The sequence below is a fragment of the Burkholderia sp. IT-111MI5 genome, assembly GCF_949752865.1.
In the GTDB taxonomy this organism is placed as follows: Bacteria; Pseudomonadota; Gammaproteobacteria; order Burkholderiales; family Burkholderiaceae; genus Burkholderia; species Burkholderia pyrrocinia_C.
In genome coordinates this window covers 225,580-252,059 of record NZ_CATKIF010000066.1, presented here as the reverse complement: position 1 = coordinate 252,059, position 26,480 = coordinate 225,580, and the positions used below count along the sequence as shown (strand labels likewise).

Below are 26,480 nucleotides of genomic sequence, written 5' to 3'. Positions count from 1 at the left end.
ACGCGGCGCGGGCGACCGGGGCCGGCGTTTCGGCGCGGCGGCGCAGGCGCGACGGCCGCGTTCGCGCGGGGAGGCCGGCGCAGCGGCGCCCGGTGGGGCACCGCCGCGCCGCCTCAGGCTCAGTGCGCGCCCGGCTGGCCGGTGCGCGCGGCCTGGCCGGCGGCCGGCCAGAACAGCGCGAGCGGATTCGACAGAACCGTGCGCACGATCGCGGCGACGAGCGCGCGCACCTTGGTCGGGCGCAGGCTGCGCGAGCGCACGGCCATCGTGAACGCGAGCGCGAAGCTCACGAGCACGTTGAGGATCGCCATGCTGAGCACGCCGGCGCCGGCCCACCACAGCTCGGGCGTCCCGAGCGCACCCTTGCCCAGCACGCCGAGCGCGATCCCGATCGAGCCGGCCGACAGCGTCACGTGCCGGACCTCGAACGGGAACATGAACACGGTGACGATCGCCGGAACGAGGCCGAGCATCAGGCCGAGGCCGACGTTCGCGACCACGCCCGCGACGTTCGACCGGCAGAAGTGCGCGAGCTTCGCGGCGCCGGCCGCGCCGAGCGTCAGGCGCAGCCGGCGGTTGTAGGTGAGCGCGTCGCCGACCCGGTGCAGCACGAACCAGTTGTCGGCCCAGCCCGCGAGCAGGCTCGACGCCCACAGCAGCACGCCCGTCAGCGCCGCGTAGAGCGGCGTCGGGCCGAGCAGCGAGAACGAGTGCAGCGTCGCGTGCGCCTTCTCCGGCGAGATCAGGTTCGCGTGCAGCACATTGCCCGCGAACAGCTGCACGAGCAGGCACACGGGCAGCACGACGAGCACGTTGCCGGAAATCGCGGCCGCCTGCGTGCGGATCAGCGCGATCACCGACGACACGAACGCCTTCACGCCTTCGTCGTGGCCGGTGTCGTCGAGTTCGCGCGCGAGCGTCGGCGCGGTCATCGCGGGCTGCTTGGTCGCGAGCGTGAAGTGCAGGAAGTGCATCAGCATGAAGCTGGCCGCATAGTTGATGCCCGCGAGCAGCCCTTCGAGCATCGACTGCAGGTGCGCGCCCGTGATCGCGAACTTCACGCACACGGTCACGACCGTGACGAGGCCGCCGCCGGCGGCCATCCGCAGCATCTTCAGGTACTCGGCGCGGCCGCGCGAGATGTAGTGCTCGCCGGTGTCCGCGTTGGTCTCGACGAGCTTGCGCGCGAACAGCGAGAAGTTGCTGCGCACGAGGTGCGTGACGCTCTGGCTGTTCTGGTTCGCGTCGACCAGCTCGGCCGTCAGGCGTGCCATCCCGTGCAGGTCGTCGCGTGCCATCCACGCGTTCAGCAGCGTTTCGGCGCGCAGGATGCGCATGCGCATCCGTTCGACCTGGAACACGATGTCGACCGACACGCCGTTGCGATACAGGTGCGAGAACACGTTGTCGACCGCGATCCGGCATTCGTCGAGCAGCACGCGCAGGTAGTTCACCTCGTGCAGCAGCTTGCTCGGGTCGCCGCCGTCCTCGACGGCCGCGTGCGCGGTCTCGACCGCGAGCATTGCACGCGTGAGGCGATAGAGCGGCTGCGTTTCGAGCGGCTGGCGCGCATCGTCGTCGGACAGCCGGCTGCGCACCGTCTGCGACAGGCCGGTCGAGCTGATCTGGCAGGTCAGGTTGTGCAGCGCGGCCAGCAGGTCGCGCGAGAACGAGCCGGGCTCGTGGCGCTCTTCGTCGGTGACGTCGAACGAGAACAGCTCGGCGAGGCGCGCGAGCAGGTCGTCGGGCAGCGCGTCGATCCATTGCGCGTCCCCGGGGGCAGGGAACATCAGCGTGAACAGCGCCGACAGTTCGCGGCGGTTCGGCGCGGGCGGGATCAGCGACGAGTCGATCCGCTCGAACAGCGCGCCGAAGAAGCCCGAGTGCACGGGCATGCCGGCGTCGCACAGCAGCGAGATGCCGTCGCACTCGCGCAGGATGCCGCGCAGGATGCGCGCGGCATGCGATTTCCATGCGGGGTTGCGATCGAGCACGTGGAACAGGTAGCGCAGCCGCGCATGGGCCGGATACGCGCGTGCATCGGCGTCGCGCTCGGCCGGCGCGTCCTGCATCGTACCGTTGCGGCGCAGCCAGTGCGCGAGCTCGATCAGCCATTCGCTGCGCTCGGCGTACGACGCATCGGCGTCGGCGTGCGCGAGCAGCGCATCGAGCTGGTGGCCGGCATTGCGCGACGCGCGCCACTTCTTGATCAGGGTCGTCAGGGAACGAAACATAAACGGAATAGCGAAAGCCCTGGACGGGCGGGTTCGGGATGCCGGCCGGGAATGCGGCACGGCGCCGGGGAGAACGGGTGAGACGGGGCCGGTTGCCGGACGATGCGCGGCGACCCGCGGTACGGCTGCCCCGCTGCGGTGCACGCCGATCGCGTTCGGGCGCCGGGAGGCACGGCAGTCGGGCCGAACGCGGCCCGGCGCCGCCGGCTCGCGCGCACGACGAGCGGCGCGAGCCTGAAAGTGCGTAGGATCGTCAATCGGGCCGGAAAACGCAAGCCGACCGCGTTGCATGGTGCCGGTTCCGGCCGACTTTGACAAACAATGCAAAGTCGCCGTTCGGCCGATGAAGCGCTATGCGATCGGCTGCGGCAGCGTCTGCGTCATGCAAGCGGCTGCCGGCAGACGCGCCGCGTCGGACCAAGCCGCACCGGCGAACGGTTCTTCGGATGTCCGTCAGCGCTGCCGGCTCATGCGCCGCCGGATTTGCCCGTCGCGCCGGCGTCGCCGCCGGACGTCGGGATTGCCGGGCACGGCACGACCGGCGCGGCGGCCGTCTTGCTGCCGGCCGCGGGCGCCGTCGCGGGCGTCGTGCCGCGGCTTGCGGCCATCGCGCGCACGCCGGCCGCGGCCTGCGTGGCGATCACGTCGAGCGCGCGCCGGTGGCCGGCGACGAGCGCGTCGTAGCTGTCGGCGACCGGTTCCGCGACGCTCGTGCGGCAGGTCATCACGGCCTGCGTGCCGAGCGGGCGCACGCTCCACACGGCGTCGACCGCTGCGCGCTTGCCGGGCCACGACTCGAAGCGCTGTACGTTCACGCTGATGCGATACACGGGCACGCCGGGCGGGTACGCGGAATTCGCGACGTCGATCGTGCCGAGCTGCGCGGCGAGATCGTCCGACAGCGCGCGGCGGATCTCGTCGGCGGGCGGCGATGCCCAGCGTTCCTGCTCGAGCACGTCGACCTGCGCGGCGTTCTTCTGCACGACCAGCTGGTTCTTCGCGACCTGCTCGGGCACGCCGACGGACGGCACCTCGATCAGGAACGCCGGGTTGGCCGGCGCGGTGCGCACCGGGGCCGCGGCGTCGGCCGGGCTGAGCGTGTAGAACCGCGCGGGCGGCGAGCTGCACGCGGCGAGCGCGAGTGCGGCGAAGGCCGCCGCCGCGCCGCTCGCGAAACCGTTCACGCGTGTCGTCATTGTTTATCTCCTGGCTTGCCCTTGAGCAGCGATTCGGGGTGACGCTCCAGATAATCGGCGAGCGCGTTCAGCGACTGCAGCGTGCGCGTGAGCTCCTTCAGCGCGCCGCGCACGTCGGATTGCAGCGGCGAATCCTGCTGCAGCGTCGCCTCGGCGGTAGAGAAGGTCTGCTTCGCGGCCGACAGCGTGTCGCGCGCTTCCGGCGCGACCTGCGTGTCGAGCTGCTTGAACAGCTTGTCGGCGTTCGACAGCGCGCTGTTCAGGTTCGCGCCGATCTGGTCGAACGGCACCTTGTCGAGCTTCTTCGCGATGTCGGCGACCTGCAGCTGCAGTTCGTCGAGCGTGTTCGGCACGGTCGGCAGTTCGAGCGGCTGGCGCGCCGTGTCGATCTTCACGACCGGCGCCTTCGGGAAGAAGTCGAGCGCGACGTAAAGCTGGCTCGTCAGCAGGTTGCCGGTGCGCAGCTGGCCGCGCAGCCCGTGCTGGACGAGCCGCTCGACGATCTCGCGGCGCGCCGGTTCGCCCTTGCTCTCGATCGTTTCGCGGAAGCGGCGGCCGAGGCGCTCCGGATACACGTTCATCGTCACCGGCATCGTGAAGTTCTTCGTCTTCGGATCGTAGTCGATGCCGATGTTCGTCACTTCGCCGAGCACGATGCCGCGGAAGTCGACCGTCGCGCCGACGGCGAGCCCGCGCAGCGACTGGTTGAAGTTCATCACGACCTGCAGCGGCTGGCCGTCCGGGTCGCGCATCGCGTCGCCCTCGTCGGAGGCCAGGCGGAACGTCGTGTTGTTCGGCGCCGTCGTGCCGCTGCCCTGGTTCGGCGGCGTCTGGAATGCGATGCCGCCGAGGATCACCGTCGCGAGCGACTGCGTGTTCAGCTTCAGGCCGCTCGAATCGAGCCGCAGGTCGACGCCGCTGGCCTGCCACCAGCGCGAGTTCACGCCGACGTACTGGTCGTACGGCGCAGTAACGAACACGTTGACCGTGACGCCCGTGCCGTCCTTGTCGAGCGAGAAGCCGACCACCTGGCCGACCTGCACGCGGCGGTAGTAGACGGGCGAGCCGATGTCGACCGAGCCGAGCGAATCGCCGCGCAGCACGTATTGCGTGCCTTTCTGGTCGCCCGTGACGGCGGGCGGCGTTTCGGAGCCCGTAAAGTCGGTCAGCGTATCCTGCCCGTGGCCGGCGTCGACGCCGATATACGCGCCGGACAGCAGCGTGCCGAGCCCCGACACGCCGGTCGCGCCGACGCGCGGCCGCACGATCCAGAAGCGCGAGCCCTTGACCGCGAAGTCCTCGGCTTCCTTCTTGAGCTGCACCTGGACGAGCACGCGCGACAGGTCTTTCGACAGCTTGATCGTCTTGACCATGCCGATCTCGACGTCCTTGTACTTGACCTGGGTCTTGCCGGGCTCGAGCCCTTCGGCGCTGTGGAAGCTGATCGTGATTTCCGGGCCGCGCTCGCGCACGGACTTGATCACGAGGCCGATGCCGATCAGCGCGGCGATCAGCGGCACGAGCCAGACGAGCGACGGCAGCCAGCCGCTTTTCGTCGAGATCGTCGGATCGGGCGGCCGGGGCTGGTCGTGCTGCGGGCCTTGCGGACTATTCATGGTGATTCCCTGAGGTTTCTACTGGATCCCAGATCAGGCGGGGATCGAACTGCATCGATGCGAGCATCGTCAGGATCACGACCGAGCCGAACGCGAGCGCGCCGGGGCCGGCCGTGATGACGGCGAGCGAACGGAAATGGACGAGCGCGACGGTGAGCGTCACGACGAAGATGTCGAGCATCGACCAGCGACCGATGCGCTCGACGATCCGGAACAGGCGCGTGCGCTGCAGCGGCCGCCAGGTGGTGCGGCGCTGCGCGCTGATCACGAGGATCAGCAGCACGCCGAGCTTGAGCATCGGCACGAGGATGCTCGCGACGAATACGACGACGGCGAGCGGCCAGTCGCCCGACACCCAGAAATAGATGACGCCGCTCATGATCGTGTCTTCCTGCGAGCCGACGATCGACGCGGTGCGCATGATCGGCAGCAGGTTCGCCGGAATGTAGAGGATCGCGGCCGCGAGCAGCAGCGCCCAGGTGCGCATGATGCTGTTCGGGATGCGGAAATGCAGCGCGGTGCCGCAGCGCGCGCAGTGCGCATGCGGCCGGTCGAGCGTCTGCACGAGTCCGCACGTGTGGCAGCTCGCATAGCCCTCGCGGGCGGCGGTCGGCGTCGTCATCGGCGGGCGGCCTCGGGCGGCGGCGCGGCGGTGTCGGGCGGCTCCGGCTGTCCGGGCGGGCGCCCGGCGCGCAGGTCGTCGGCGATGTCCCACAACGTGCGCGGATCGAACATCAGCACGACGGCGATCATCAGCGTGAGCGCGGCGAACGCGAACAGCGCGGCATCGGGAACGACACGTGCGAGGCTCACCATCTTCACGATCGTCACGACGATCCCGAGCATGAACACCTCGATCATGCCCCATGGCCGCACGAGCTCGATCGCGCGCAGCACCAGGTTGAAACCGGGCGGCACGACGCCGCGCCGGATCGGCAGCAGCAGGTACAGCAGCGCGGACATCTCGACGAGCGGGAACAGCACGGTCGAGCAGAACACCATCACGCCGACGGCCGCCATGTCCTGGCGCCACAGCGAGTCGATCGCACCGATCAGCGTCGTCTGCACGCGGTTGCCGTTCACGTCCATTTCGAGGATCGGGAACGCCTGCGCGATCGTGAACGTGATCAGCGCCGCGAGCGCGAGCGCGCAGATCCGCTCGATCTGCGTGGTGCTGTCGCGATAGAGCAGTGCGCCGCAGCGCGGACAGCGCGCGATTTCGCGGTGGCCGAGGCGCGGTTTGTGCAACAGTGCGTCGCACTCGTGACAGGCAATCAGGTCGTTTCGTTGCATGGAAAAAGCGGTTGCGCGACGGCGGGAAAACGCGTCGACGGGGCCGAAACCCGCGCCAATCTTACCAAAACGCCTTTTTCGCGGTGTCAACGATCGTATGGTTAGTGACCGATCGGTAACATGGCGGGAAGCGGGCAGCAGGCTGACACGCCTGTCCTCAGAGTCCGCGCGGGTCTAAAGGTTGCGGTAGCATGGCGCCCTTGACAAGCGTCGGACTCATGGCCGGCGCGGCTGTTCGCTGAACTGAGGAACCCAAGATGGCATCGAATTCGCTGCCGGCCACGCCGGTACGCTATACGCAGAGCGCGATCGCGCTGCACTGGCTGATCGCGCTGCTGATCGTCTGCGCCTTCGCGCTGGGCTGGGTGATGACGGACATCCCCGGCTTCACGCCGACGAAGCTGAAGTACTTCTCGTGGCACAAGTGGCTCGGCGTGACGGTGTTCGCGCTGGCCGTGGTGCGCGTGCTGTGGCGTGCGACGCACGTGCCGCCGCCGCTGCCGGGCGGCACGCCGGCGTGGCAGCGTGCGGCGTCGCACGGCGTGCACATCCTGCTGTACGTGCTGATGCTGGTGATCCCGATCACGGGCTACCTGTACAGCTCGGCGTCGAACATCCCGGTCGTGTACCTCGGCATCGTGCCGCTGCCGCGGCTGATCGATCCCGATCCGGTGCTCAAGGAAACCTTCAAGACGCTCCACGTGTCTTTGAATTACATTCTGCTTGCGCTCGTGTCGCTGCACGTGCTCGCGGCGCTCAAGCACCAGTTGTTGGACCGCGACGGCCTGCTGTCGCGGATGCTTCCCTTTGCCAAATGAAGGATTCCATGAAAGTGTCTTTCTCCCGCTCCATGCTGACCGCGTTCGCCGCGGTGTCACTTGTCGCGTCGGGCGCGGCGCTCGCCGACGTCGATCTCGCGAAGAGCAAGGTGTCCGCCGTGTCGAAGCAGATGAACGTGCCGACCGAAGGCGCGTTCAAGAAGTTTTCCGCGCAGGTGAAGTTCGATCCGGCGAAGGCCGCGCAGGGCAGCGCGCAAATGACGATCGACGTCGCGAGCTATGACCTCGGCGACAAGATGTACAACGACCAGGTCGCGGGCAAGGACTGGTTCGACGCGAAGGCGTATCCGCAGGCGACGTTCGTGTCGTCGGCGATCGCGCCGGCCGGCGGCAACAAGTACAACGTGACCGGCAAGCTGACGATCAAGGGCAAGTCCGAGGCCGTCACCGTGCCCGTCACGGTCACGCAGAGCGGCGCGACGCAGACCTTCGACGGCGTGCTGCCGATCAAGCGTTCGGCGTTCAACGTCGGCACCGGCGAGTGGAAGGACACGTCGATCGTCGCGGACGAAGTGCAGATCAAGTTCCATCTGGTCGCCACGAAGTAAGCGGCGGCCTGTCGCATCACCCGAATGCCGCGCGAGGGCGCGGCGCCGTTCCAAGGAGAATGAGTTGAAAAAGCATCTGATGATCGCCGCCGGCGCACTGGCCGCTTCGCTGTCGTTCTCGGCATTCGCCGATAGCGCGACCTACCAGTTCGACCCGAGCCACACGTACCCGAGCTTCGAGGCCGACCACTTCGGCGGCCTGTCGGTCTGGCGCGGCAAGTTCGACAAGTCGAAGGGCTCGGTGACGCTCGATCGCGCGGCGAAGACCGGCACGGTCGACGTGACGACCGAGGTCGGCTCGATCAGCACGGGCAGCACGAAGCTCGACGAGCACCTGCAGACGGCCGAGTTCTTCGACGCATCGAAGTACCCGGAAGCGACCTACAAGGGCGCCATCAAGTTCGACGGCGACAAGCCGGTGTCGGTGGTCGGCAACCTGACGCTGCATGGCGTCACGAAGCCGCTGACGCTGAAGATCGATTCGTTCAAGTGCATGCCGCACCCGATGCTCAAGCGTGAAGTGTGCGGCGTCGACGCGGTCGGCGAATTCAGCCGCGACGATTTCGGCCTCGACTACGGCAAGCAGTACGGCTTCAAGATGAAGACGAAGCTGCTGATCACGGCCGAAGCCGTCAAGCAGCAGTAACGCCGTCGGCCGGGCCTGCCGCCGCGCCGGCCCGCCGCGAGCCAACCGCCGCGTTCCCGTTACCGGGGCGCGGCGGTATTTTTTTGCGCGCCTATAATCGCCCGAGCGCCGCTCGCGGCGCCCGGCGGGCCGACGGCGCGGGCGTGGCCGCGGCCGCCTCGAACAGAACGTACAACGACAAGGAGATCGCCGATGCATGCCGCCACGCAGTCCCGTTCCATTGCCTCGTCGCCGCGCGTGTGGCGCGCGGTGGTCGCCGCGTCGATCGGCAACGCGCTCGAGTGGTTCGATCTCGTCGTCTACGGCTTCTTCGCGGTGACGATCTCGAAGCTGTTCTTTCCGGCCGGCAACGACACCGTGTCGCTGCTGCTCACGCTCGGCACGTTCGGCGTGTCGTTCTTCATGCGGCCGCTCGGCGCGATCGTGCTGGGCGCCTATGCGGACCGCGCGGGTCGCAAGGCCGCGCTCACGCTGTCGATCCTGCTGATGATGGTCGGCACGCTGATCATCGCGGTGCTGCCGACCTACGAGACGATCGGCGTCGCCGCGCCGGTGATCCTCGTCGCCGCGCGGCTGATGCAGGGTTTCTCGGCCGGCGGCGAGTTCGGCAGCGCGACCGCGTTCCTCGCCGAACACGTGCCGGGCCGGCGCGGCTTCTTCGCGAGCTGGCAGGTCGCGAGCCAGGGGCTCACGACGCTGCTCGCCGCCGGCTTCGGCACCGTGCTGAACGCGCAGCTGTCGGCTGCGCAGATGGCCTCGTGGGGCTGGCGCGTGCCGTTCTTCTTCGGCCTGCTGATCGGGCCCGTCGCGTACTACATTCGGGCCAAGGTCGACGAGACGCCCGAATTCCTCGCGGCCGAGGGCACCGCGAGCCCGCTGCGCGACACGTTCGCATCGCACAAGGCGCGCCTGGTCGCCGCGATGGGCGTGGTCGTGCTCGGCACCGTCGCAACCTATCTCGTGCTGTTCATGCCGACCTACGGCGTCAAGCAGCTCGGCCTCGCACCGTCCGCCGCGTTCGCGGCGATCCTCGTCGTCGGCGTGATCCAGATGGCGTTCGCGCCGCTCGTCGGCCACTGGTCGGACCGTTACGGCCGTGTGCGCGTGATGATCGCGCCGGCCGTCGGCATCCTCGTGCTGATCTATCCGGCATTCGCGTATCTGGTCGCGCATCCGGGCTTCGGCACGCTGATCGCGCTGCAGGTGCTGCTCGCATTCCTGATGACCGGCTACTTCGCGGCGCTGCCGGGCCTGCTGTCCGAGGTGTTTCCAGTGCAGACGCGCACGACCGGGATGTCGCTCGCGTATAACGTCGCGGTGACGATCTTCGGCGGCTTCGGGCCGTTCATCATCGCGTGGCTGATCCGCGCGACCGGGATGAAGACCGCGCCGAGCTTCTACCTGATGTTCGCGGCCGTGCTGAGCCTCGCGGCGCTGGTCGTGCTGCGCCGGCGATTCGGCTTCCGGTAGAAGGGCGGCGGCGCGTCAGTTGCCGCCGCGTTCGCACACGGGCTGCGCGGGCATCAGTTGCGCCGGCGCGTCGACGGTCCGCACGGGGCGCCCCGCGAGCGCGGCGAGCGCCTGCTGCAACTGCCAGTCGTCGGCGGTGCCGAATGCGCGCTGCGGCAGCGCCGCGCTCTTCGACGTGTCGACCTTCGCGCGTACGCGCTGCTCGCGCAGCTTTTGCCGTTCCTTGCGCACGGGCGCGAACGGGTCGGGCGCCAGCCGGTCCGCATACGGCGCGCGTGCGAGATCGACTTCCCGGTACCACAGCAGCACGCCGTCGACGTCCGAGTCGCGGCGCGGCGGCACGAGCCAGTCCGGCACGACGCCGTAGCCGTCCATCGGGCAGCCGTTCGGCCGCAGGTTGCGCGCGAACGTGAAATTCAGGCGCGTGCCGTCGATCAGGTCGACGCCCGTCTGCGCGAGCCCCTTCCCGTAGGTCGGCATGCCGAGCAGTTTTGCGCGGCCGAGATCCTTCAGCGCCGCCGCGGTCGCTTCGGCGGCCGATGCGCTCTGTCCGTCGACGAGCACGACGAGCGGCACGGTGTGCCACCAGTCGTCGGCCTGCAGCGGCGCGAGCGGATCCTGCCCGTGCATCACCGGCAGTTCGTAGTCGGGCCAGTTGGTCGAGAAGCGGCGGCGGTGGGTGTCGCCGCGCTCGACCGTCACCGTCGCGGTGCGGTCGCGTCCGGCGAACAGCGCGGCGATGCCGATCGCCGCATTGAGCGCGCCGCCGCCGTTGATGCGCAGGTCGAGAATCATCCCTTTCACCGGCGGGCCCGCGCGGCGCGCGACCTGCACCGCGTCGATGAAGTCGCCGACCGCCGGCTCCGGAAAGCTCGACAGCCGCGTGTACAGGATGTCGCCGTCGAGCCGCTTCGCGATCGCCGGATGCGGCTTGACGATCTCGCGTACGGGCGCGAAGTTCAGCACCGCATGGTTCGGGCCGCGCTGCACCGTGAGCTTCAGCGGGACGCCCGCATCGCCCTTCGCGAGTTTCACGAGCTCGCTGCTGTCGATGCCGACGACGCTCCGGTCGTTCATCGCGACGACGAGATCGTCGGGACGCACGCCGGCCTTCTCGGCCGGTGCGTCGGGAATCACGTCGATGATGTGCAGCCCGTCGGGCCGCGTCTCGAAGACGATCCCGATGCCGGGTGTGCCGTCGCGCGAGCGTCGTTCGTTGTCGCGCCGCTCCTGCTCCTCCTTCGCGTTGAAGAAGCGTGCGTACGGCAGCGTCTTGATCCCGTCGTGGGTCGCGGCGTCGAGCAGCTCGCCGATGTCGACGTCGGTCAGGTGCTGCTTCTTCAGCACTTCGACGGCGGCCTTCAGTTCGCAGATCTGCGGCTCCCAGTCGGGCGGGCAGGGCGACGGCGATGCGGCGGCAGGCTGGGAGGCCGGGGGGACAGGCGGGGCGACGGGTTGTGAGACAGGCGGTGCGGCGGGCGGTGCGGCTGTTGGTGCGGATGCCGACTGTGCGCCGGCAGGTTGCGTGAACGGCAGCAACGCAGCTGCGACGGCTGCGCAGCCGGCGAGGCGACGAACGACACACATCGGAGGCATCATCGGGACCGCATGTTCGGACGGGGGGCGAGGGTGCTTGCACGCCGGCGAGTGGCCGGCATGCTGCTGGGCAGGGCGGAGACGATTGTAGCCGACACCCGTGACGGCGCCTGTCGGGCTGGCCGCACGCTGCACGGCGGCGGCCCTCGCATGAAAAAAAGGCCGGTCCAAACAGGACCGGCCTTCTTGCGTTTGCCGAAACGGCGCGGCGCTTAAACCTGCGCGCCCGCGTTCGGATCGTCCGGATCGTGCGCGGTCTTCTTGTCCTTGATCAGGTCTTCGCGCTTGATGCCTAGCCACATCGCGAGCGAGCCCGCGACGAACACCGACGAGTAGATGCCGAACATGATGCCGACCGTCAGCGCGAGCGCGAAGTAGTGCAGCGTCGGGCCGCCGAAGAAGAACATCGACAGCACCATCATTTCCGTCGACGTGTGCGTGATGATCGTCCGCGACATCGTGGTCGTGATCGCGTGGTTGATCACTTCCTGCACGCTCATCTTGCGTTCGCGGCGGAACGTCTCGCGGATCCGGTCGAAGATGACGACCGACTCGTTGACCGAGTAGCCGAGCACCGCGAGGATCGCCGCGAGCACCGCCAGCGAGAACTCCCACTGGAAGAACGCGAAGAAGCCGAGAATGATCACGACGTCGTGCAGGTTGGCGATGATGCCGGCGACCGCGTACTTCCATTCGAAGCGGAACGACAGGTAGATCACGATGCCGATCACGACGCACGCGAGCGCGAGCAGGCCGTCGGTCGCGAGCTCCCGGCCGACCTGCGGGCCGACGAACTCGACGCGCTGCAGCGTGACGTCCGGGCTCTGCGCCTTCAGCGCGGTCATCACCTGGTCGCTCTGCTGCGCGGACGTGAGGCCTTCCTTCAGCTGCAGGCGGATCAGCACGTTGCGCGACGTGCCGAAGTTCTGCACCTGCGCGTCGGCGTAGCCGAGCTTGCCGAGCGTCGCGCGCACGGGTTCGAGCTCCGCCGCCTGCTGGTACTGCACCTCGATCACCGTACCGCCGGTGAATTCGACGGACAGGTGCAGCCCGCGGTGGAACAGGAAGAACACGGCGGCGAGGAACGTGACCAGCGAGATCACGTTGAACACCAGCGCGTGCCGCATGAACGGAATGTCTTTACGGATGCGGAAAAATTCCATGGTCTCGTCTCCGGGGCCTTATTGGGTCGAGCCCGGTTTCTTCGGCGACACGCCTTGCTGCGCGCGGTTGCGCAGCTGCGGCTTGCCGGCGCGCGGCGCATTGCCCTTCGCGGGTGCGGCGAGCTTCGCGGCGCGCGCGGTGTCGGTCGATTCGTCCGCGTCGGTGAACGACGCGGCGGCAGCGGCGCCTTCCGGCCTCCACACCTGGCCGATCGCGAGCGACTTCAGCTTCTTGCGGCCGCCGTACCAGAGGTTGACGATCCCGCGCGAGAAGAACACCGCGGAGAACATCGACGTCAGGATACCGAGGCAGTGCACGATCGCGAATGCGCGAACCGGGCCCGAGCCGAACGCGAGCAGCGCGAGGCCGGCGATCAGCGTCGTGACGTTCGAGTCGAGAATCGTCGCCCACGCATGCGCGTAACCGGCCTGGATCGCGAGCTGCGGCGGCTGGCCCGCACGCAGTTCTTCACGCACGCGCTCGTTGATCAGCACGTTCGAGTCGATCGCCATGCCGAGCGCGAGCGCGATTGCGGCGATACCGGGCAGCGTCAGCGTCGCCTGCATCAGCGACAGCACGGCGACGAGCAGCAGCAGGTTCACCGACAGGCCGATCACCGAGACCACGCCGAACAGCATGTAGTACGCGATCATGAACACGGCGATCGCGCAGAAGCCCCAGATCACCGAGTGGACGCCCATCTTGATGTTGTCGGCGCCGAGGCTCGGGCCGATCGTGCGTTCCTCGATGATGTCCATCGGTGCGGCGAGCGAACCGGCGCGCAGCAGCAGCGCGAGGTCGGCCGCGGCCTGCGGCGTCGGCTGGCCCGTGATCTGGAAGCGGTCGCCGAGTTCGGACTGGATCGTCGCGACCGTCAGCACTTCGCCCTTGCCCTTCTCGAACAGCACCATCGCCATCGGCTTGCCGATGTTGTCGCGCGACACCGTGCGCACCGCGCGGCCGCCGGCCGAGTCGAGGCGGATGTTGACCGACGGACGCTGGTGTTCGTCGAAGCCGGCCGATGCATCGATGATGCGGTCGCCGGTGAAGATCACGTCCTTCTTCAGCAGCACGGGTGCCTGGATGCCCTGCGTGAACAGTTCCTCGCCCGGCGGAACCGGGTCGTTCGGGTTCGGGTGCGTGTTGATCGGGTCGGCGAGGCGTGCCTCGAGCGTCGCGGTGCGGCCGATGATGTCCTTCGCCTTCGCGGTGTCCTGCACGCCCGGCAGTTCGACGACGATGCGGTCGCTGCCTTGCTGCTGCAGGATCGGTTCCGACACGCCGAGTTCGTTCACGCGGTTGTGGAGCGTCGTCAGGTTCTGCTTGAGCGCGGCGTCCTCGACGGACTTCTGCACGGCCGGCGTGAACGTGCCGACGACCTGCGTGCCGCCGCCGCCGGGCTGGGTCGCCCATTGCAGTTCGGTGACCGACTGCGCGAGCACCTTGCGGGCGTCTTCCGCGGTCTGCGCATCGCTGAAGTTGACGACGACGGACTGGTCGACGCGGCTCACGCCGCCGTCGCGGATGTTCTTGTCGCGCAGCAGCGAGCGCGCGTCGGATGCGTCGGAGTCGAGCTTCTTCGTGAGCGCGCCCGTCATGTCGACCTGGAGCAGGAAGTGGACACCGCCGCGCAGGTCGAGGCCGAGATACATCGGCAGCGCGTGCAGGGCAGTCAGCCAGCGCGGCGACGCGCTCTGCAGGTTCAGCGCGACGACGTACTGCGGATCGTTCGGGTCGGTGTTCAGCGACTTCTGCAGCAGATCCTTGACGCGCAGCTGCGTATCGGTGTCCTTCAGGCGCACGCGGATGTTCGCGCTGGTCGCCGTGTTCTCGAAGGTGACGTCGTCCGGCGTGATCTGCGCGGATGCGAGTGCCGATTCGACCTGGGTCAGCGTGGTCGAGTCGAGCTTGACCGTGGCCTTGCCGCTCGACACCTGCACCGCCGGCGCTTCGCCGAAGAAGTTGGGCAATGTGTACAGAAGGCCGATGGCGAGCGCCACGACCATCACGACATATTTCCAGAGTGGGTAACGATTCATGAGGGGGCCGAACGGGTGGTTGGCGTGAAAGCGTCGCGTCCGGCGCCGCGGCGGCCCGCTCTCTCAGGCGGGCACGGCGCGGGGGGCCGGACGCTCGGTGAAGGGCTTACAGCGACTTGATCGTGCCCTTCGGCAGAATGGTCGTGACCGCAGCCTTCTGCACGGTGATTTCAGTGCCTTCGGCGATCTCGACGCCGATGTAGCCTTCGGTGACCTTCGTCACCTTGCCGACGAGGCCGCCGCTCGTGACGACTTCGTCGCCCTTGGCCATGGCCGCGAGCATGTTGCGGTGCTCCTTCTGACGCTTCATCTGCGGACGGATCATGATGAAGTAGAGCACGCCGAACATCAGGATGAGCGGCAGGAAGCTCATCAGGCTCGATTCGGCGCCACCGGCACCTTGAGCGAAGGCATTGGAAATGAACGGCACGTTGGTCTCTCCGTAGGGGAAGATCGAAAAATAAGCCGGTTATTCTACCACCGGCCCCATGCGCAAACGGCGCAGCAAATGCGCTTTCGGATCAAGCTGTTAAAGCACGAACCGGCACCATTGCGACTTGTTTGGAAAGGCAATTGTAATATTTGGCGGTCGGGTCCGGCAGTCGGAGCACGTTATTTAGTACATGTCCCATGTGGCGAACCGCCGCGCGGCCCGTCGGCCCGTCAGTCGACGCCTCTGGCGCGGTCCTCCGCGAAGCGCTGGCGGAACGCGTCGAACGTATGGGTCTCGATCGCTGCGCGGATCTCGCTCATCAACTGCAGGTAGTAGTGCAGGTTGTGGATCGTGTTGAGCTGCGCGCCGAGGATTTCGCCGACGCGGTGCAGGTGATGCAGGTAGCCGCGCGAGAAATTCCGGCACGTGTAGCACGCGCAGCTCGCATCGAGCGGCTTCAGCGAGTTCTTGTGCGTCGCGTTGCGGATCTTCACGTCGCCGAAGCGCGTGAACAGCCAGCCGTTGCGCGCGTTGCGGGTCGGCATCACGCAGTCGAACATGTCGATGCCGTTGGCGACGCCCTCGACCAGATCCTCCGGCGTGCCGACGCCCATCAGGTAGTGCGGCTTGTTGGCCGGCAGCTTCGGGCCCACGTGCCGCAGCACGCGCATCATGTCTTCCTTCGGCTCGCCGACCGACAGCCCGCCGATCGCGAGGCCGTGGAAGCCGAGCTCCGACAGGCCCGCCAGCGATTCGTCGCGCAGGTCCTCGAACATCCCGCCCTGGACGATCCCGAACAACGCATTCGGGTTGCCGAGCCGGTCGAACTCGTCGAGCGAGCGCTTCGCCCAGCGCAGCGACATGCGCATCGATTCGGCCGCTTCCTTGTGCGTGGTCGGCACGCCGTCGGTCGCGTACGGCGTGCATTCGTCGAACTGCATCACGACGTCGGAGTTCAGCACCTTCTGGATCTGCATCGACACTTCCGGCGACAGGAACAGCTTGTCGCCGTTGATCGGCGACGCGAACGTGACGCCGTCCTCGGTGATCTTGCGCAGGTCGCCGAGCGAGAACACCTGGAAGCCGCCCGAATCGGTCAGGATCGGCTTGTTCCAGCCCATGAAGCCGTGCAGGCCGCCGTGCGCGTCGATCGTGTCGAGGCCGGGGCGCAGCCACAGGTGGAACGTGTTGCCGAGGATGATCTGCGCGTTGATCTCGTGCAGCTCGCGCGGCTGGATCGCCTTCACGGTGCCGTACGTGCCGACCGGCATGAAGATCGGCGTTTCGACCACGCCGTGGTTGAGCTTCACGCGGCCGCGGCGCGCGTGGCCGTCGGTCGCCAGCAGTTCGAATTCGAGCCCGCCCGCCGGGCGGTCGTGCACGGGGGCGTGCGTATCGTGATCGTGGGATGAACCTTCGGTCATCGCGTCATTCTCCTTGCTACCGGAAATGCTTTGCATGGGACCGGAGTATGCGCTGAAGCGCTGACTCCGGATCGCAAGTCCGGCGCATGTTGGGAATGCCGCCGGCAAGCCGGCGGCGGGAAAAATCGGGGCGCGTCATCGTAGCGCGCGGCGGGCGAACGAGGCGGCCGCGCTGCGTGCGGGCCGTCGCGCCTGCCGCGCTTAAACGCGCGGCGCCTCCGGCGTGTCGCGCCGCGTGAGCAGCATCGCGTCGCCGTAGCTGAAGAAGCGGTAGCGTTGGTCGATCGCGTGCCGGTACGCGGCGCGGATCGTCTCGACACCCGCGAACGCCGACACCAGCATCAGCAGCGTCGACTTCGGCAGGTGGAAGTTCGTGACGAGCCGGTCGACCACGCGAAAACGATAGCCGGGCGTGATGAAGATGTCGGTCTCGGCCTGCGTCGCCGCGAGCGGGCGGCCCGCTTCGTCGGCCGAGCGCGCGGCGGCTTCGAGCGCGCGCATCGACGTCGTGCCGACCGCGATCACGTTGCCGCCGCGCGCGCGGGTCGCGGCGATCTTGTCGACGAGCGACTGCGGCAGGTCGTACCACTCGCTGTGCATCTTGTGCTCGGCGATGTTGTCGACGCGCACCGGCTGGAACGTGCCGGCGCCGACGTGCAGCGTCAGCGTCGCGCGCTCGACGCCCATCGCATCGAGCTTCTCGAGCATCGGCTGGTCGAAGTGCAGCCCGGCCGTAGGAGCTGCGACCGCGCCGGGATTGCTCGCGTAGACGGTCTGGTAGCGCGTCTCGTCGGTTGCGTCGGGATCGTGCTCGATATACGGCGGCAGCGGCAGGCGGCCGTACTGCTCGATCAGTGCGAGGCACGGCTCGGGGAAGTGCAGCGTGAAGAACGGCTCGACGCGCTCGCCGACCGTCACGTCGAACGCATCGGCGAGGCGCAGCGTCGTGCCGGCGCCCGGCGACTTGCTCGCGCGGATCTGCGCGAGCGCCGTGTGCGTGCCCGTCACGCGTTCGATCAGCACCTCGATCTTGCCGCCGCTGGCCTTCTGGCCGAAGAAACGCGCCTTCAGCACCCTGGTATCGTTGAAGACGAGCAGGTCGCCGGGTGCGATGCACGACGGCAGCTCGGTGAAACGGCGGTCGACGAGGCGCGCGGGCTCGACGGTGCGGTCGACCTCGAGCAGGCGGCTCGCGGTGCGGTCGGGCAGTGCGGTTTGCGCAATCAGCTCGGGCGGCAGATTGAAATCGAAATCGGAAAGCGTGAACATGCGGGCTGGTTCGAAGCGGCCGGCGGGCGTCGCCGGCAGGGCGGAAACGCGTAAATGGGGCGCGCGAGCCGCTATGATGACGGGATGCGCGGCCTGGCCGGCGTCGTTCGTTCGGACGACGTGAAAGCCGCTATTGTACTTGCCTTGCGAAGCACCCAGACGATCCGATGCCTGTGTCACCACGCCGTTCCACCGCCACCGTTGCCGATTCCGCCGATCCGTTCGACACGGAGGATGTTGTGTTGCCCGCGCATCGCGCGGCGGAGCGTGACGCGCAGGAGCCTGCCGAGCCGCAGCGCGCCGCGCCGCGCCGTGCCGGACCGAAGCGCGGCGCCGACGGGCGGCTCGCGCAGCCGGCCGCCGCCGCGCCCGATGCCGAAGGCGCCGTCTCGAGCGACGAAGCGGGCGCAACCGGCACGAAGCGCAAGAAGAAGGCGGCCGCCGACAAACCCGTGAAGACCGTCGACAAGCTCGCGAAGCTCGGTCTCACGCGCTCGATCGATCTCGTGCTGCATCTGCCGATGCGCTATGAGGACGAAACCACGCTGACGCCGATCGGCGAACTGCTGCCGGGCGGCATCGCGCAGACCGAAGGCGTCGTGTTCGACAACGAGGTCGCGTACCGGCCGCGCCGCCAGCTCGTCGTGAAGATCCAGGACGACGACGGCGAGCACCTCGTGCTGCGCTTCCTGAATTTCTACGGCTCGCAGGTCAAGCAGATGGCCGTCGGCCAGCGGCTGCGCGTGCGCGGCGACGTGCGCGGCGGCTTCTTCGGGATGGAGATGGTGCATCCGGCGGTGCGCGTCGTCGACGCGGATACGCCGCTGCCGCAGGTGCTCACGCCCGTCTATCCGAGTACGGCCGGCGTGTCGCAGGCCTATCTGCGCAAGGCGATCGAGAACGCGGTCGAGCGCACGCCGCTGCCCGAGCTGCTGCCGCCCGAGATCGATCGCGCGTACCTGCGGCCGCTCGGCGTGCCGTCGCTCGAGCAGGCCGTGCGCATCCTGCACCACCCGGGCGTCGATTCCGACGAAGCCGCGCTGATGGACGGCTCGCATCCGGCGTGGACGCGCATCAAGTTCGAGGAACTGCTCGCGCAGCAACTGTCGCTCAAGCGCGCGCACGAGGAGCGCCGCACGCGCGCGGCGCCCGCGATGCCGCGCCGCACCGCGAGCGATGCCGATGCGCTGACCACACGGCTCTACGCGGCGCTGCCGTTCACGCTGACCGGCGCGCAGTCGCGCGTCGTCGACGAGATCGCGCACGACCTCACGCTCGCGCACCCGATGCAGCGCCTGCTGCAGGGCGACGTCGGCAGCGGCAAGACGGTCGTCGCGGCGCTGGCCGCCACGCAGGCGATCGACGCCGGCTACCAGGCCGCGCTGATGGCGCCCACCGAAATCCTCGCGGAACAGCACGCGCGCAAGCTGCGCGCATGGCTCGAGCCGCTCGGCGTCACGGTTGCGTGGCTGGCGGGCAGCCTGAAGGCGAAGGAGAAGCGCGCGGCGATCGAGGCGGCCGCGCTCGGCACCGCGCAGCTCGTGATCGGCACGCACGCGATCATCCAGGACACGGTCGAATTCGCGCGGCTCGGCCTCGTGATCGTCGACGAGCAGCATCGCTTCGGCGTCGAGCAGCGTCTCGCGCTGCGCGCGAAGGCCGCGAACGCGGCCAACGGCGCGCGCGATTTCCAGCCGCACCAGTTGATGATGTCGGCCACGCCGATTCCGCGCACGCTCGCGATGACGTACTACGCCGATCTCGAAGTCTCGACGATCGACGAGCTGCCGCCGGGCCGCACGCCCGTGCTGACGCGCCTCGTCGGCGACGCGCGGCGCGAGGAGGTGATTGCCCGCGTACGCGAGGCCGCGCTGACGGGGCGCCAGGTGTACTGGGTGTGCCCGCTGATCGAGGAAAGCGAGACGCTGCAGCTGCAGACGGCCGTCGAGACCTACGAGACGCTCGCCGCGGCGCTTCCCGAGCTGAAGGTCGGGCTCGTGCACGGCCGGCTGTCGCCGGCCGACAAGGCGGCCGTGATGGAAGCGTTCACGCGCAACGACGTGCAGCTGCTGGTCGCGACGACCGTGATCGAAGTCGGCGTCGACGTGCCGAACGCATCGCTGATGGTGATCGAGCACGCGGAGCGCTTCGGCCTCGCGCAGCTGCACCAGTTGCGCGGCCGCGTCGGGCGCGGCACTGCGGCGTCGGTGTGCGTGCTGCTGTACACGGGGCCGCTGTCGATTACCGGCCGCGAGCGGCTCAAGACGATGCGCGAGACGACCGACGGCTTCGAGATCGCGCGGCGCGACCTCGAAATCCGCGGTCCCGGCGAATTCCTCGGCGCGCGCCAGTCGGGCGCGGCGATGCTGCGCTTCGCGAACCTCGAGACCGACGGCTGGCTGATCGATCCGGCCCGCGAGGCCGCGACGCGACTGATCGCTGCGTACCCCGACGTCGTCACGCAGCATCTCGCGCGCTGGCTCGGCGCTCGCGAGCAGTACCTGAAGGCCTGATCCACCGGTTCGGGGCCGGATCCTGAGCCGCCAAAACCGTCGATCGACGCATCGCGATGCAGAGAAACTTGGCGAACCGGTGCCAGAGGGTGTATAAATTAAACCTATCGCATGTATATCTCTGATTGACCCACAATGACGCTGACTGAATTGAAATACATCGTCGCGGTCGCGCGCGAGCGGCATTTCGGCCGCGCGGCCGAAGCATGCTTCGTGAGCCAGCCGACGCTGTCGGTGGCGATCAAGAAGCTCGAAGACGAGCTCAACGTGCAGATTTTCGAGCGCGGCGCGAGCGAAGTGAGCGTGACGCCGATCGGCGACCAGATCGTCACGCAGGCGCAGCGCGTGCTCGAGCAGACCTTCGCGATCAAGGAGATCGCGAAGCAGGGCAAGGACCCGCTCGTCGGCCCGTTCCGTCTCGGCGTGATCTACACGATCGGGCCGTACCTGCTGCCGACGCTCGTCAAGCAGATGATCCAGCGTGTCCCGCAGATGCCGCTGATGCTGCAGGAGAACTACACGCTGAAGCTGCTCGAACTGCTGAAGCAGGGCGAGATCGACGCCGCGATCATGGCGCTGCCGTTCCCGGAAACCGGCCTGATGGTGCGCCCGCTGTACGACGAGCCGTTCGTCGTCGCGCTGCCGGCCGGCCATCCGTGGGAGAAGCGCGAGGAAATCGACGCCGAGGACCTGAAGCAGGAAACCATGCTGCTGCTCGGCAACGGCCACTGCTTCCGCGATCACGTGCTCGGCGTGTGCCCGGAGCTGATGCGCTTCTCGCAGACGGCCGACGGCATCCAGAAGACCTTCGAGGGCTCGTCGCTGGAGACGATCCGCCACATGGTCGCGAGCGGCGTCGGCATCACCGTGCTGCCGCGGATGTCGGTCACCGAGGTCGGCCCGCGCGCGAACGGCCCCGATGCCGAGTTGCTGTCGTACGTGCCGTTCCACGAGCCGGTGCCCGACCGCCGCGTGGTGCTCGTGTGGCGCAAGAGCTTCACGCGGATGCCCGCGATCGACGCGATCAGCGATGCGATTTCCGCATGCGAACTGCCGGGCGTCGCGAAGCTCGACATGCCGGCGACGATGAACTGACCGAGCCGCGGCTGCGTGCGTGACAACACGATGAACGGGGTCTTGCGACTCCGTTTATTTTTTCCTATCGCATAGATGAAATTAATCAAATTCAAATAATCGATAGATTTTCCTAAAATTCTCTACATGGATCGGCGTCATGTCGACGGTCGATTTGCACGCTGAATGCAAGCGTCAAAGGAGGATGTCATGATGCGGTCGGTATTGCAGCACGCGCAGCGGAACATCCCGTCGTGCGACGAGGTCGTACATCGCGCCAGGGTTGCGGTTCGGCGCCTGCGTCCGATTGCGTTCGCATACCTGGCGGACCGTGTGTATGGCGGATGAACGTTGCCGCATGCCGGTCCTGCGTGCCCCCGCGTCACTGCCGCCAAGCCATGAGAGAGCATCGCATGTCCGAAAGCTGGAACACCACGCGCATCACCGGCACGACGCCTGCCGGGGGCCGGTTCCCGGAGCGCCCCGCCTGCGGCGCGTCGCAGCGGGAACGCGCGGCGAAGGCCTCGCACGACATTCCGTAGTACGACAGGAGGGACCCTACCTGTTCCGTTTCCCATCCCCGCAATGACACTCCACAGACAGCGCCCGGCATGCCGCCGGAGCGAGCAGGTGGAGGCATACGAGCAAGCCAAGGAGAAAACGCATGTCGACCGAAACGAAGTGCCCGTTCAACCACACCGCAGGCAGCGGCACGACGAACAAGGACTGGTGGCCGAATCAGCTGAACCTGAACGTCCTGCACCGGCACTCGGCGCTGTCCGATCCGATGGACAAGGATTTCGACTACGCCGAGGCGTTCAAGAAGCTTGACCTCGCGGCAGTGAAGAAGGACCTGCACGCACTGATGACGACGTCGCAGGACTGGTGGCCGGCCGACTTCGGCCACTACGGCGGCCTGTTCATCCGCATGGCCTGGCACAGCGCCGGCACGTACCGCACGGCCGACGGCCGCGGTGGCGCGGGCGGCGGGCAGCAGCGCTTCGCGCCGCTCAACAGCTGGCCGGACAACGTGAGCCTCGACAAGGCGCGCCGGCTGCTGTGGCCGATCAAGCAGAAATACGGCCGCAACATCTCGTGGGCCGACCTGCTGATCCTGACCGGCAACGTCGCGCTCGAATCGATGGGCTTCAAGACCTTCGGCTTCGCCGGCGGCCGCGTCGACACGTGGGAACCGGACGACGTCTACTGGGGCTCGGAAAAGATCTGGCTGGAACTGAGCGGCGGCCCGAACAGCCGCTACTCGGGCAAGCGCGACCTCGAAAGCCCGCTCGCCGCGGTGCAGATGGGCCTCATCTACGTGAACCCGGAAGGCCCGGACGGCAACCCCGACCCGGTTGCGGCCGCGCACGACATCCGCGAGACGTTCGCGCGGATGGCGATGAACGACGAAGAGACGGTCGCGCTGATCGCCGGCGGTCACACGTTCGGCAAGACGCACGGCGCCGGCCCGGCATCGAACGTCGGCCCCGAGCCGGAAGCCGCGGGCCTCGAGCAGCAGGGTCTCGGCTGGAAGAGCGCGTTCGGCACGGGCAAGGGCGCGGACGCGATCACGAGCGGCCTCGAAGTCACGTGGACGTCGACGCCGACCAAGTGGAGCAACGACTTCTTCAAGCACCTGTTCAGCTACGAGTGGGAGCTCACGAAGAGCCCGGCCGGCGCGCACCAGTGGGTCGCGAAGGACGCCGGCGAAGTGATTCCGGATGCGTACGACGCGTCGAAGAAGCATCGCCCGACGATGCTGACGACCGACCTGTCGCTGCGTTTCGACCCGGCATACGAAAAGATCTCGCGCCGCTTCTACGAGAACCCGGCCGAGTTCGCCGACGCGTTCGCACGCGCGTGGTTCAAGCTCACGCATCGCGACATGGGGCCGCGTGCGCGCTATCTCGGCCCGGACGTGCCGACGGAGCAGCTGCTGTGGCAGGACCCGATCCCGGCCGTCGACCACAAGCTGATCGACGATGCCGACGTCGCGGCGCTGAAGGCGAAGGTGCTCGCATCGGGCCTGTCGGTGTCGCAGCTCGTGTCGACCGCATGGGCGTCGGCTGCGACGTTCCGCGGTTCGGACAAGCGCGGCGGCGCGAACGGTGCGCGCATCCGCCTCGCGCCGCAGAAGGACTGGGAAGTGAACCAGCCGGCTGAACTCGCGAAGGTGCTCGCGACGCTCGAAGGCGTGCAGAAGGCGTTCAACGACGCGCAGACGGGCGGCAAGAAGGTGTCGCTCGCCGACCTGATCGTGCTGGCCGGTGCGGCCGGCGTCGAGCAGGCCGCGAAGAATGCGGGCGTGGCGGTGACGGTGCCGTTCGCACCGGGCCGCGCGGATGCGTCGCAGGAGCAGACCGATATCGACGCGATGGCCGTGCTCGAGCCGGTGGCGGATGGTTTCCGCAACTTCCTGAAGCATGCGTACAAGACGCCGGCCGAGGCGCTGCTGGTCGACAAGGCGCAACTGCTGACGCTCAGCGCGCCCGAGATGACGGTGCTCGTCGGTGGCCTGCGCGTGCTCGGCACGAACGTCGGCGATGCGAAGCACGGCGTGTTCACCGACCGTCCGGAAACGCTGACGAACGACTTCTTCGTGAACCTGCTCGACATGGGCACGGAGTGGAAGCCGGTGTCGGCCGCGAACGACGTGTTCGAAGGGCGCGATCGCGCGACGGGCAAGGTCAAGTGGACGGGTACGCGCGTCGACCTGATCTTCGGCTCGCACGCGCAGCTGCGCGCGCTGGCCGAGGTGTACGGCAGCGCGGATGCGAAGGAGAAGTTCGCACGCGACTTCGTCGCGGCCTGGAACAAGGTGATGAACCTCGACCGCTTCGATCTCGCATGAGCCTGGCCGCCGCGTAATGCGGCAGTGCGGTAACGCAGCAACGCAGTAACGTGAAACGGCCGGTCGAACGACCGGCCGTTTTTTCTCGAACCGATGTCTTGTCGAAGGAGTGACGACCATGACGCAAATGATGCTGGACATGCGCGCCGCGTTCGCGGCCCCGGTCACGCGGGCGCCGGCCGCGATCGTGCGGCGCTTCGTCGGTTTTGCGATCGTTGGCGGCGGTGCGGCCGTGCTGGTCGCGCAGGCGCTGCACGCGCTTGCGCCGGTTGCGGGCAACTGAGCGCGAAATTTCGCGTGGGCCGAACCTGTCCCTTGATTTCCGTGCATCGCTGCGCCGCCGTGTGCAGCGGGCCCCGGCGGCCCGAGCGCGTCCGGCGGCTGCCGACTGCGGGCCGCGCCGACATGACGGGAAGCGCCGCTCGGCTCTAAAATGCCGGGATTCTCTTCCCGGTGCTTCGCCATGCTTGCCCGCTTTCCCCTGTATCTGCGGCTCGTCCGGATGGACAAGCCGATCGGCAGTCTGCTGCTGCTCTGGCCGACGCTCAATGCGCTGTGGATCGCGTCGGACGGCCACCCGCGCTGGCCGCTGCTCGTGATCTTCACGCTCGGCACGCTGCTGATGCGCTCGGCCGGCTGCGCGATGAACGACTACGCCGACCGCGATTTCGACCGCCACGTGAAGCGCACGGCCGACCGGCCGCTGACGTCGGGCAAGATCCGCGCATGGGAAGCCGTCGCGATCGCGGTCGGGCTGTCGTTCATCGCGTTCCTGCTGATCCTGCCGCTGAACACGCTGACGAAGGAACTGTCCGTCGTCGCGCTGTTCGTCGCGGGTTCCTATCCGTTCATGAAGCGTTTCTTCGCGATTCCGCAGGCGTACCTCGGCATCGCGTTCGGCTTCGGCATTCCGATGGCGTTCGCGGCCGTGCAGGACACGGTGCCGGCGATCGCGTGGGTGATGCTGGTCGCGAACATTTTCTGGTCGGTCGCGTACGACACCGAATACGCGATGGTTGATCGCGACGACGACATCAAGATCGGCATCCGCACGTCCGCGCTGACGTTCGGCCGCTTCGACGTCGCGGCGGTGATGGCGTGCTATGCGGCGACGCTCGGCATCTACGTGTGGATCGGCGTGACGCTCGGGTTCGGCCTCGCGTACTGGGCCGGCTGGGCGGCGGCGGTCGGCTGCGCGCTGTATCACTACACGCTGATCAAGGACCGCGAACGGATGCCGTGCTTCGCGGCATTCCGGCACAACAACTGGCTCGGCGGCGTGCTGTTCGCAGGGATTGCCGTGCATTACCTGCTGGCCGGCAACTGAGCGAAGCAGCGCGCCGGCGCGCGTTGCCAATAAAAAAGCGGCCCGATGGCCGCTTTTTTTACGTCCGGTGCCGGGGCGCCCGGCACCATGGGCGCGCTTACGCGCGGCCGAGCTCGTCGCCCATTTCCATCGCGCGTGCCTCGGCCGCGAGCGCGCCGCGCACGATCGCTTCCTTCACGCCCTGCGCGTCGAACGACGCGAGCGCGGCGGCCGTCGTGCCACCCTTCGACGTCACGCGCTCGCGCAGCACGCTCGCCGGTTCGCCCGATTGCGCGGCGAGTTGCGCGGCGCCCGCGAACGTCGCGACCGCGAGCGCGCGGCCCTGTTCGTCGTTCATGCCGAGGCGGCGCGCGGCTTCCTGCAGCGCTTCGATGAAATAGAACACGTATGCGGGGCCGCTGCCCGAAATGGCCGTGACGGCGTCGAGTTGCGATTCGTCGTCGAACCACACGATCTCGCCGACCGCGCCGAGCACGTTCGACGCGAGTTCGCGGCCCGCCGCGTCGACGCCCGGCAGCGCGGCGAGGCCCGTCACGCCCATGCCGACGAGCGCGGGCGTGTTCGGCATCGTGCGCACGACGCGGGCGTAGTCGCCGAGCCAGCGCGCGAGGTCCGTGCCGCGAATGCCGGCCGCGATGCTGATCACGAGCTGCGACTTCAGGTGCGGCGCGAGCGCCTGCGCGACGTCCTTCAGCACCTGCGGCTTCACCGCGAGCACGACCGCGTCGTAATCGGCGAGCGTCGCGTCGACGGCCGCGCCGGTGCGCACGCCGAATTGCTGCGCGGCGCGCGCGCGGACGTCCTCGTTGATGTCGATGGCATACAGGCCTTCAGCGGCGACGCCGCGCTTGATCAGGCCGCCGATCAGGGCCGCGGCCATGTTGCCGCCGCCGATGAATGCGATTTTCATGATGTCCGATTGAGCGAGTGAGTGAACGGAAAGGCGGA

22 protein-coding genes are annotated in these 26,480 nt (G+C 68.0%); 10 read left to right on the top strand and 12 right to left on the bottom strand.

What is annotated here, in order from left to right:
• Positions 1-119: 119 nt before the first annotated feature.
• The 5 genes from ACM6JT_RS30560 to ACM6JT_RS30540 all read right to left on the bottom strand — a co-directional run bounded on the left by ACM6JT_RS30560 (position 120) and on the right by ACM6JT_RS30540 (position 6,339).
• A complete protein-coding gene (locus tag ACM6JT_RS30560; RefSeq protein WP_175748712.1) occupies positions 120-2,234 on the bottom strand; it encodes a site-specific recombinase in 2,115 nt (704 codons plus the stop codon).
• Positions 2,235-2,701: 467 nt separating this feature from the next.
• Entirely contained in the window at positions 2,702-3,430 is a 729-nt protein-coding gene (locus ACM6JT_RS30555; protein WP_034182762.1) for a membrane integrity-associated transporter subunit PqiC, read from the bottom strand.
• Complete coding sequence (locus tag ACM6JT_RS30550; protein WP_034182763.1) at positions 3,427-5,046, bottom strand: intermembrane transport protein PqiB; 1,620 nt, start codon at positions 5,044-5,046, stop codon at positions 3,427-3,429. The genes ACM6JT_RS30555 and ACM6JT_RS30550 overlap by 4 nt, the downstream gene beginning before the upstream one ends.
• Positions 5,039-5,668 (bottom strand): paraquat-inducible protein A, encoded by a 630-nt coding sequence (locus ACM6JT_RS30545; RefSeq protein ID WP_034182764.1) that lies wholly within the window; start codon positions 5,666-5,668, stop codon positions 5,039-5,041. Before ACM6JT_RS30545 ends, ACM6JT_RS30550 begins: the two co-directional genes overlap by 8 nt.
• Positions 5,665-6,339 (bottom strand): paraquat-inducible protein A, encoded by a 675-nt coding sequence (locus tag ACM6JT_RS30540; protein WP_034182765.1) that lies wholly within the window; start codon positions 6,337-6,339, stop codon positions 5,665-5,667. The genes ACM6JT_RS30545 and ACM6JT_RS30540 overlap by 4 nt, the downstream gene beginning before the upstream one ends.
• Positions 6,340-6,596: 257 nt before the next feature.
• Between ACM6JT_RS30540 and ACM6JT_RS30535 the strand changes: the two genes are divergently transcribed.
• The 4 genes from ACM6JT_RS30535 (at position 6,597) to ACM6JT_RS30520 (ending at position 9,842) form a co-directional block, all read left to right on the top strand.
• Positions 6,597-7,157: a cytochrome b gene (locus ACM6JT_RS30535; protein ID WP_034182766.1), complete on the top strand. Its 561-nt coding sequence runs from the start codon at positions 6,597-6,599 to the stop codon at positions 7,155-7,157.
• Positions 7,158-7,165: 8 nt separating this feature from the next.
• Positions 7,166-7,726 (top strand): YceI family protein, encoded by a 561-nt coding sequence (locus ACM6JT_RS30530; RefSeq protein WP_034183410.1) that lies wholly within the window; start codon positions 7,166-7,168, stop codon positions 7,724-7,726.
• Between the two features lie 64 nt (positions 7,727-7,790).
• Positions 7,791-8,372: a YceI family protein gene (locus ACM6JT_RS30525; RefSeq protein ID WP_034182767.1), complete on the top strand. Its 582-nt coding sequence runs from the start codon at positions 7,791-7,793 to the stop codon at positions 8,370-8,372.
• A gap of 192 nt (positions 8,373-8,564) precedes the next feature.
• Positions 8,565-9,842: an MFS transporter gene (locus ACM6JT_RS30520; protein WP_105389829.1), complete on the top strand. Its 1,278-nt coding sequence runs from the start codon at positions 8,565-8,567 to the stop codon at positions 9,840-9,842.
• A 15-nt stretch (positions 9,843-9,857) separates the two neighbouring features.
• On the opposite strand, the gene ACM6JT_RS30515 is transcribed toward ACM6JT_RS30520, so the two are convergent.
• The 6 genes from ACM6JT_RS30515 to queA all read right to left on the bottom strand — a co-directional run bounded on the left by ACM6JT_RS30515 (position 9,858) and on the right by queA (position 17,767).
• The gene (locus ACM6JT_RS30515) at positions 9,858-11,429 is read right to left on the bottom strand and encodes a S41 family peptidase (RefSeq protein WP_414857842.1); all 1,572 of its coding nucleotides are present in this window, start codon (positions 11,427-11,429) and stop codon (positions 9,858-9,860) included.
• Positions 11,430-11,650: 221 nt separating this feature from the next.
• Entirely contained in the window at positions 11,651-12,601 is a 951-nt protein-coding gene (secF, locus tag ACM6JT_RS30510) for a protein translocase subunit SecF (RefSeq protein WP_034182770.1), read from the bottom strand.
• Positions 12,602-12,619: 18 nt separating this feature from the next.
• A complete protein-coding gene (gene secD, locus ACM6JT_RS30505) occupies positions 12,620-14,641 on the bottom strand; it encodes a protein translocase subunit SecD (RefSeq protein WP_034182771.1) in 2,022 nt (673 codons plus the stop codon).
• 106 nt (positions 14,642-14,747) lie between these two features.
• Positions 14,748-15,071 (bottom strand): preprotein translocase subunit YajC, encoded by a 324-nt coding sequence (gene yajC, locus ACM6JT_RS30500; RefSeq protein ID WP_034182772.1) that lies wholly within the window; start codon positions 15,069-15,071, stop codon positions 14,748-14,750.
• Between the two features lie 233 nt (positions 15,072-15,304).
• Positions 15,305-16,498, bottom strand: coding sequence for a tRNA guanosine(34) transglycosylase Tgt (gene tgt / locus ACM6JT_RS30495; RefSeq protein WP_034182773.1), 1,194 nt, complete (start codon positions 16,496-16,498; stop codon positions 15,305-15,307).
• Positions 16,499-16,699: 201 nt separating this feature from the next.
• Positions 16,700-17,767: a tRNA preQ1(34) S-adenosylmethionine ribosyltransferase-isomerase QueA gene (gene queA, locus ACM6JT_RS30490; protein WP_034182774.1), complete on the bottom strand. Its 1,068-nt coding sequence runs from the start codon at positions 17,765-17,767 to the stop codon at positions 16,700-16,702.
• 167 nt (positions 17,768-17,934) lie between these two features.
• Between queA and recG the strand changes: the two genes are divergently transcribed.
• The 6 genes from recG (at position 17,935) to ubiA (ending at position 25,532) form a co-directional block, all read left to right on the top strand.
• Complete coding sequence (gene recG, locus ACM6JT_RS30485) at positions 17,935-20,280, top strand: ATP-dependent DNA helicase RecG (RefSeq protein WP_034182775.1); 2,346 nt, start codon at positions 17,935-17,937, stop codon at positions 20,278-20,280.
• Between the two features lie 135 nt (positions 20,281-20,415).
• Positions 20,416-21,375: a LysR substrate-binding domain-containing protein gene (locus ACM6JT_RS30480; RefSeq protein ID WP_034182776.1), complete on the top strand. Its 960-nt coding sequence runs from the start codon at positions 20,416-20,418 to the stop codon at positions 21,373-21,375.
• A 392-nt stretch (positions 21,376-21,767) separates the two neighbouring features.
• Positions 21,768-21,896, top strand: a complete 129-nt coding sequence (locus ACM6JT_RS30475; protein ID WP_258170479.1) for a hypothetical protein — start codon at positions 21,768-21,770, stop codon at positions 21,894-21,896.
• Between the two features lie 122 nt (positions 21,897-22,018).
• Positions 22,019-24,205 carry a catalase/peroxidase HPI gene (gene katG, locus ACM6JT_RS30470; RefSeq protein WP_034182777.1) on the top strand — a complete coding sequence of 729 codons (2,187 nt, stop codon included), beginning with the start codon at positions 22,019-22,021 and terminating at the stop codon, positions 24,203-24,205.
• Between the two features lie 118 nt (positions 24,206-24,323).
• Positions 24,324-24,488: a hypothetical protein gene (locus ACM6JT_RS30465; protein ID WP_165948128.1), complete on the top strand. Its 165-nt coding sequence runs from the start codon at positions 24,324-24,326 to the stop codon at positions 24,486-24,488.
• Between the two features lie 180 nt (positions 24,489-24,668).
• On the top strand, positions 24,669-25,532 hold the full coding sequence (gene ubiA, locus ACM6JT_RS30460) for a 4-hydroxybenzoate octaprenyltransferase (RefSeq protein ID WP_034182778.1): 864 nt from the start codon (positions 24,669-24,671) through the stop codon (positions 25,530-25,532).
• A 97-nt stretch (positions 25,533-25,629) separates the two neighbouring features.
• On the opposite strand, the gene proC is transcribed toward ubiA, so the two are convergent.
• Positions 25,630-26,442, bottom strand: coding sequence for a pyrroline-5-carboxylate reductase (gene proC / locus ACM6JT_RS30455; protein ID WP_414857841.1), 813 nt, complete (start codon positions 26,440-26,442; stop codon positions 25,630-25,632).
• Positions 26,443-26,480 lie beyond the last annotated feature (38 nt).

Bases quoted from the DNA above. Each gene is read 5' to 3' on its own strand.
- ACM6JT_RS30560 (WP_175748712.1), bottom strand. From the start codon at position 2,234: ATGTTTCGTTCCCTGACGACCCTGATCAAGAAGTGGCGCGCGTCGCGC.
- ACM6JT_RS30555 (WP_034182762.1), bottom strand. From the start codon at position 3,430: ATGACGACACGCGTGAACGGTTTCGCGAGCGGCGCGGCGGCGGCCTTC.
- ACM6JT_RS30550 (WP_034182763.1), bottom strand. From the start codon at position 5,046: ATGAATAGTCCGCAAGGCCCGCAGCACGACCAGCCCCGGCCGCCCGAT.
- ACM6JT_RS30545 (WP_034182764.1), bottom strand. From the start codon at position 5,668: ATGACGACGCCGACCGCCGCCCGCGAGGGCTATGCGAGCTGCCACACG.
- ACM6JT_RS30540 (WP_034182765.1), bottom strand. From the start codon at position 6,339: ATGCAACGAAACGACCTGATTGCCTGTCACGAGTGCGACGCACTGTTG.
- ACM6JT_RS30535 (WP_034182766.1), top strand. From the start codon at position 6,597: ATGGCATCGAATTCGCTGCCGGCCACGCCGGTACGCTATACGCAGAGC.
- ACM6JT_RS30530 (WP_034183410.1), top strand. From the start codon at position 7,166: ATGAAAGTGTCTTTCTCCCGCTCCATGCTGACCGCGTTCGCCGCGGTG.
- ACM6JT_RS30520 (WP_105389829.1), top strand. From the start codon at position 8,565: ATGCATGCCGCCACGCAGTCCCGTTCCATTGCCTCGTCGCCGCGCGTG.
- ACM6JT_RS30515 (WP_414857842.1), bottom strand. From the start codon at position 11,429: ATGTGTGTCGTTCGTCGCCTCGCCGGCTGCGCAGCCGTCGCAGCTGCG.
- secF (WP_034182770.1), bottom strand. From the start codon at position 12,601: ATGGAATTTTTCCGCATCCGTAAAGACATTCCGTTCATGCGGCACGCG.
- secD (WP_034182771.1), bottom strand. From the start codon at position 14,641: ATGAATCGTTACCCACTCTGGAAATATGTCGTGATGGTCGTGGCGCTC.
- tgt (WP_034182773.1), bottom strand. From the start codon at position 16,498: ATGACCGAAGGTTCATCCCACGATCACGATACGCACGCCCCCGTGCAC.
- queA (WP_034182774.1), bottom strand. From the start codon at position 17,767: ATGTTCACGCTTTCCGATTTCGATTTCAATCTGCCGCCCGAGCTGATT.
- recG (WP_034182775.1), top strand. From the start codon at position 17,935: ATGCCTGTGTCACCACGCCGTTCCACCGCCACCGTTGCCGATTCCGCC.
- ACM6JT_RS30480 (WP_034182776.1), top strand. From the start codon at position 20,416: ATGACGCTGACTGAATTGAAATACATCGTCGCGGTCGCGCGCGAGCGG.
- ACM6JT_RS30475 (WP_258170479.1), top strand. From the start codon at position 21,768: ATGTCCGAAAGCTGGAACACCACGCGCATCACCGGCACGACGCCTGCC.
- katG (WP_034182777.1), top strand. From the start codon at position 22,019: ATGTCGACCGAAACGAAGTGCCCGTTCAACCACACCGCAGGCAGCGGC.
- ACM6JT_RS30465 (WP_165948128.1), top strand. From the start codon at position 24,324: ATGACGCAAATGATGCTGGACATGCGCGCCGCGTTCGCGGCCCCGGTC.
- ubiA (WP_034182778.1), top strand. From the start codon at position 24,669: ATGCTTGCCCGCTTTCCCCTGTATCTGCGGCTCGTCCGGATGGACAAG.
- proC (WP_414857841.1), bottom strand. From the start codon at position 26,442: ATGAAAATCGCATTCATCGGCGGCGGCAACATGGCCGCGGCCCTGATC.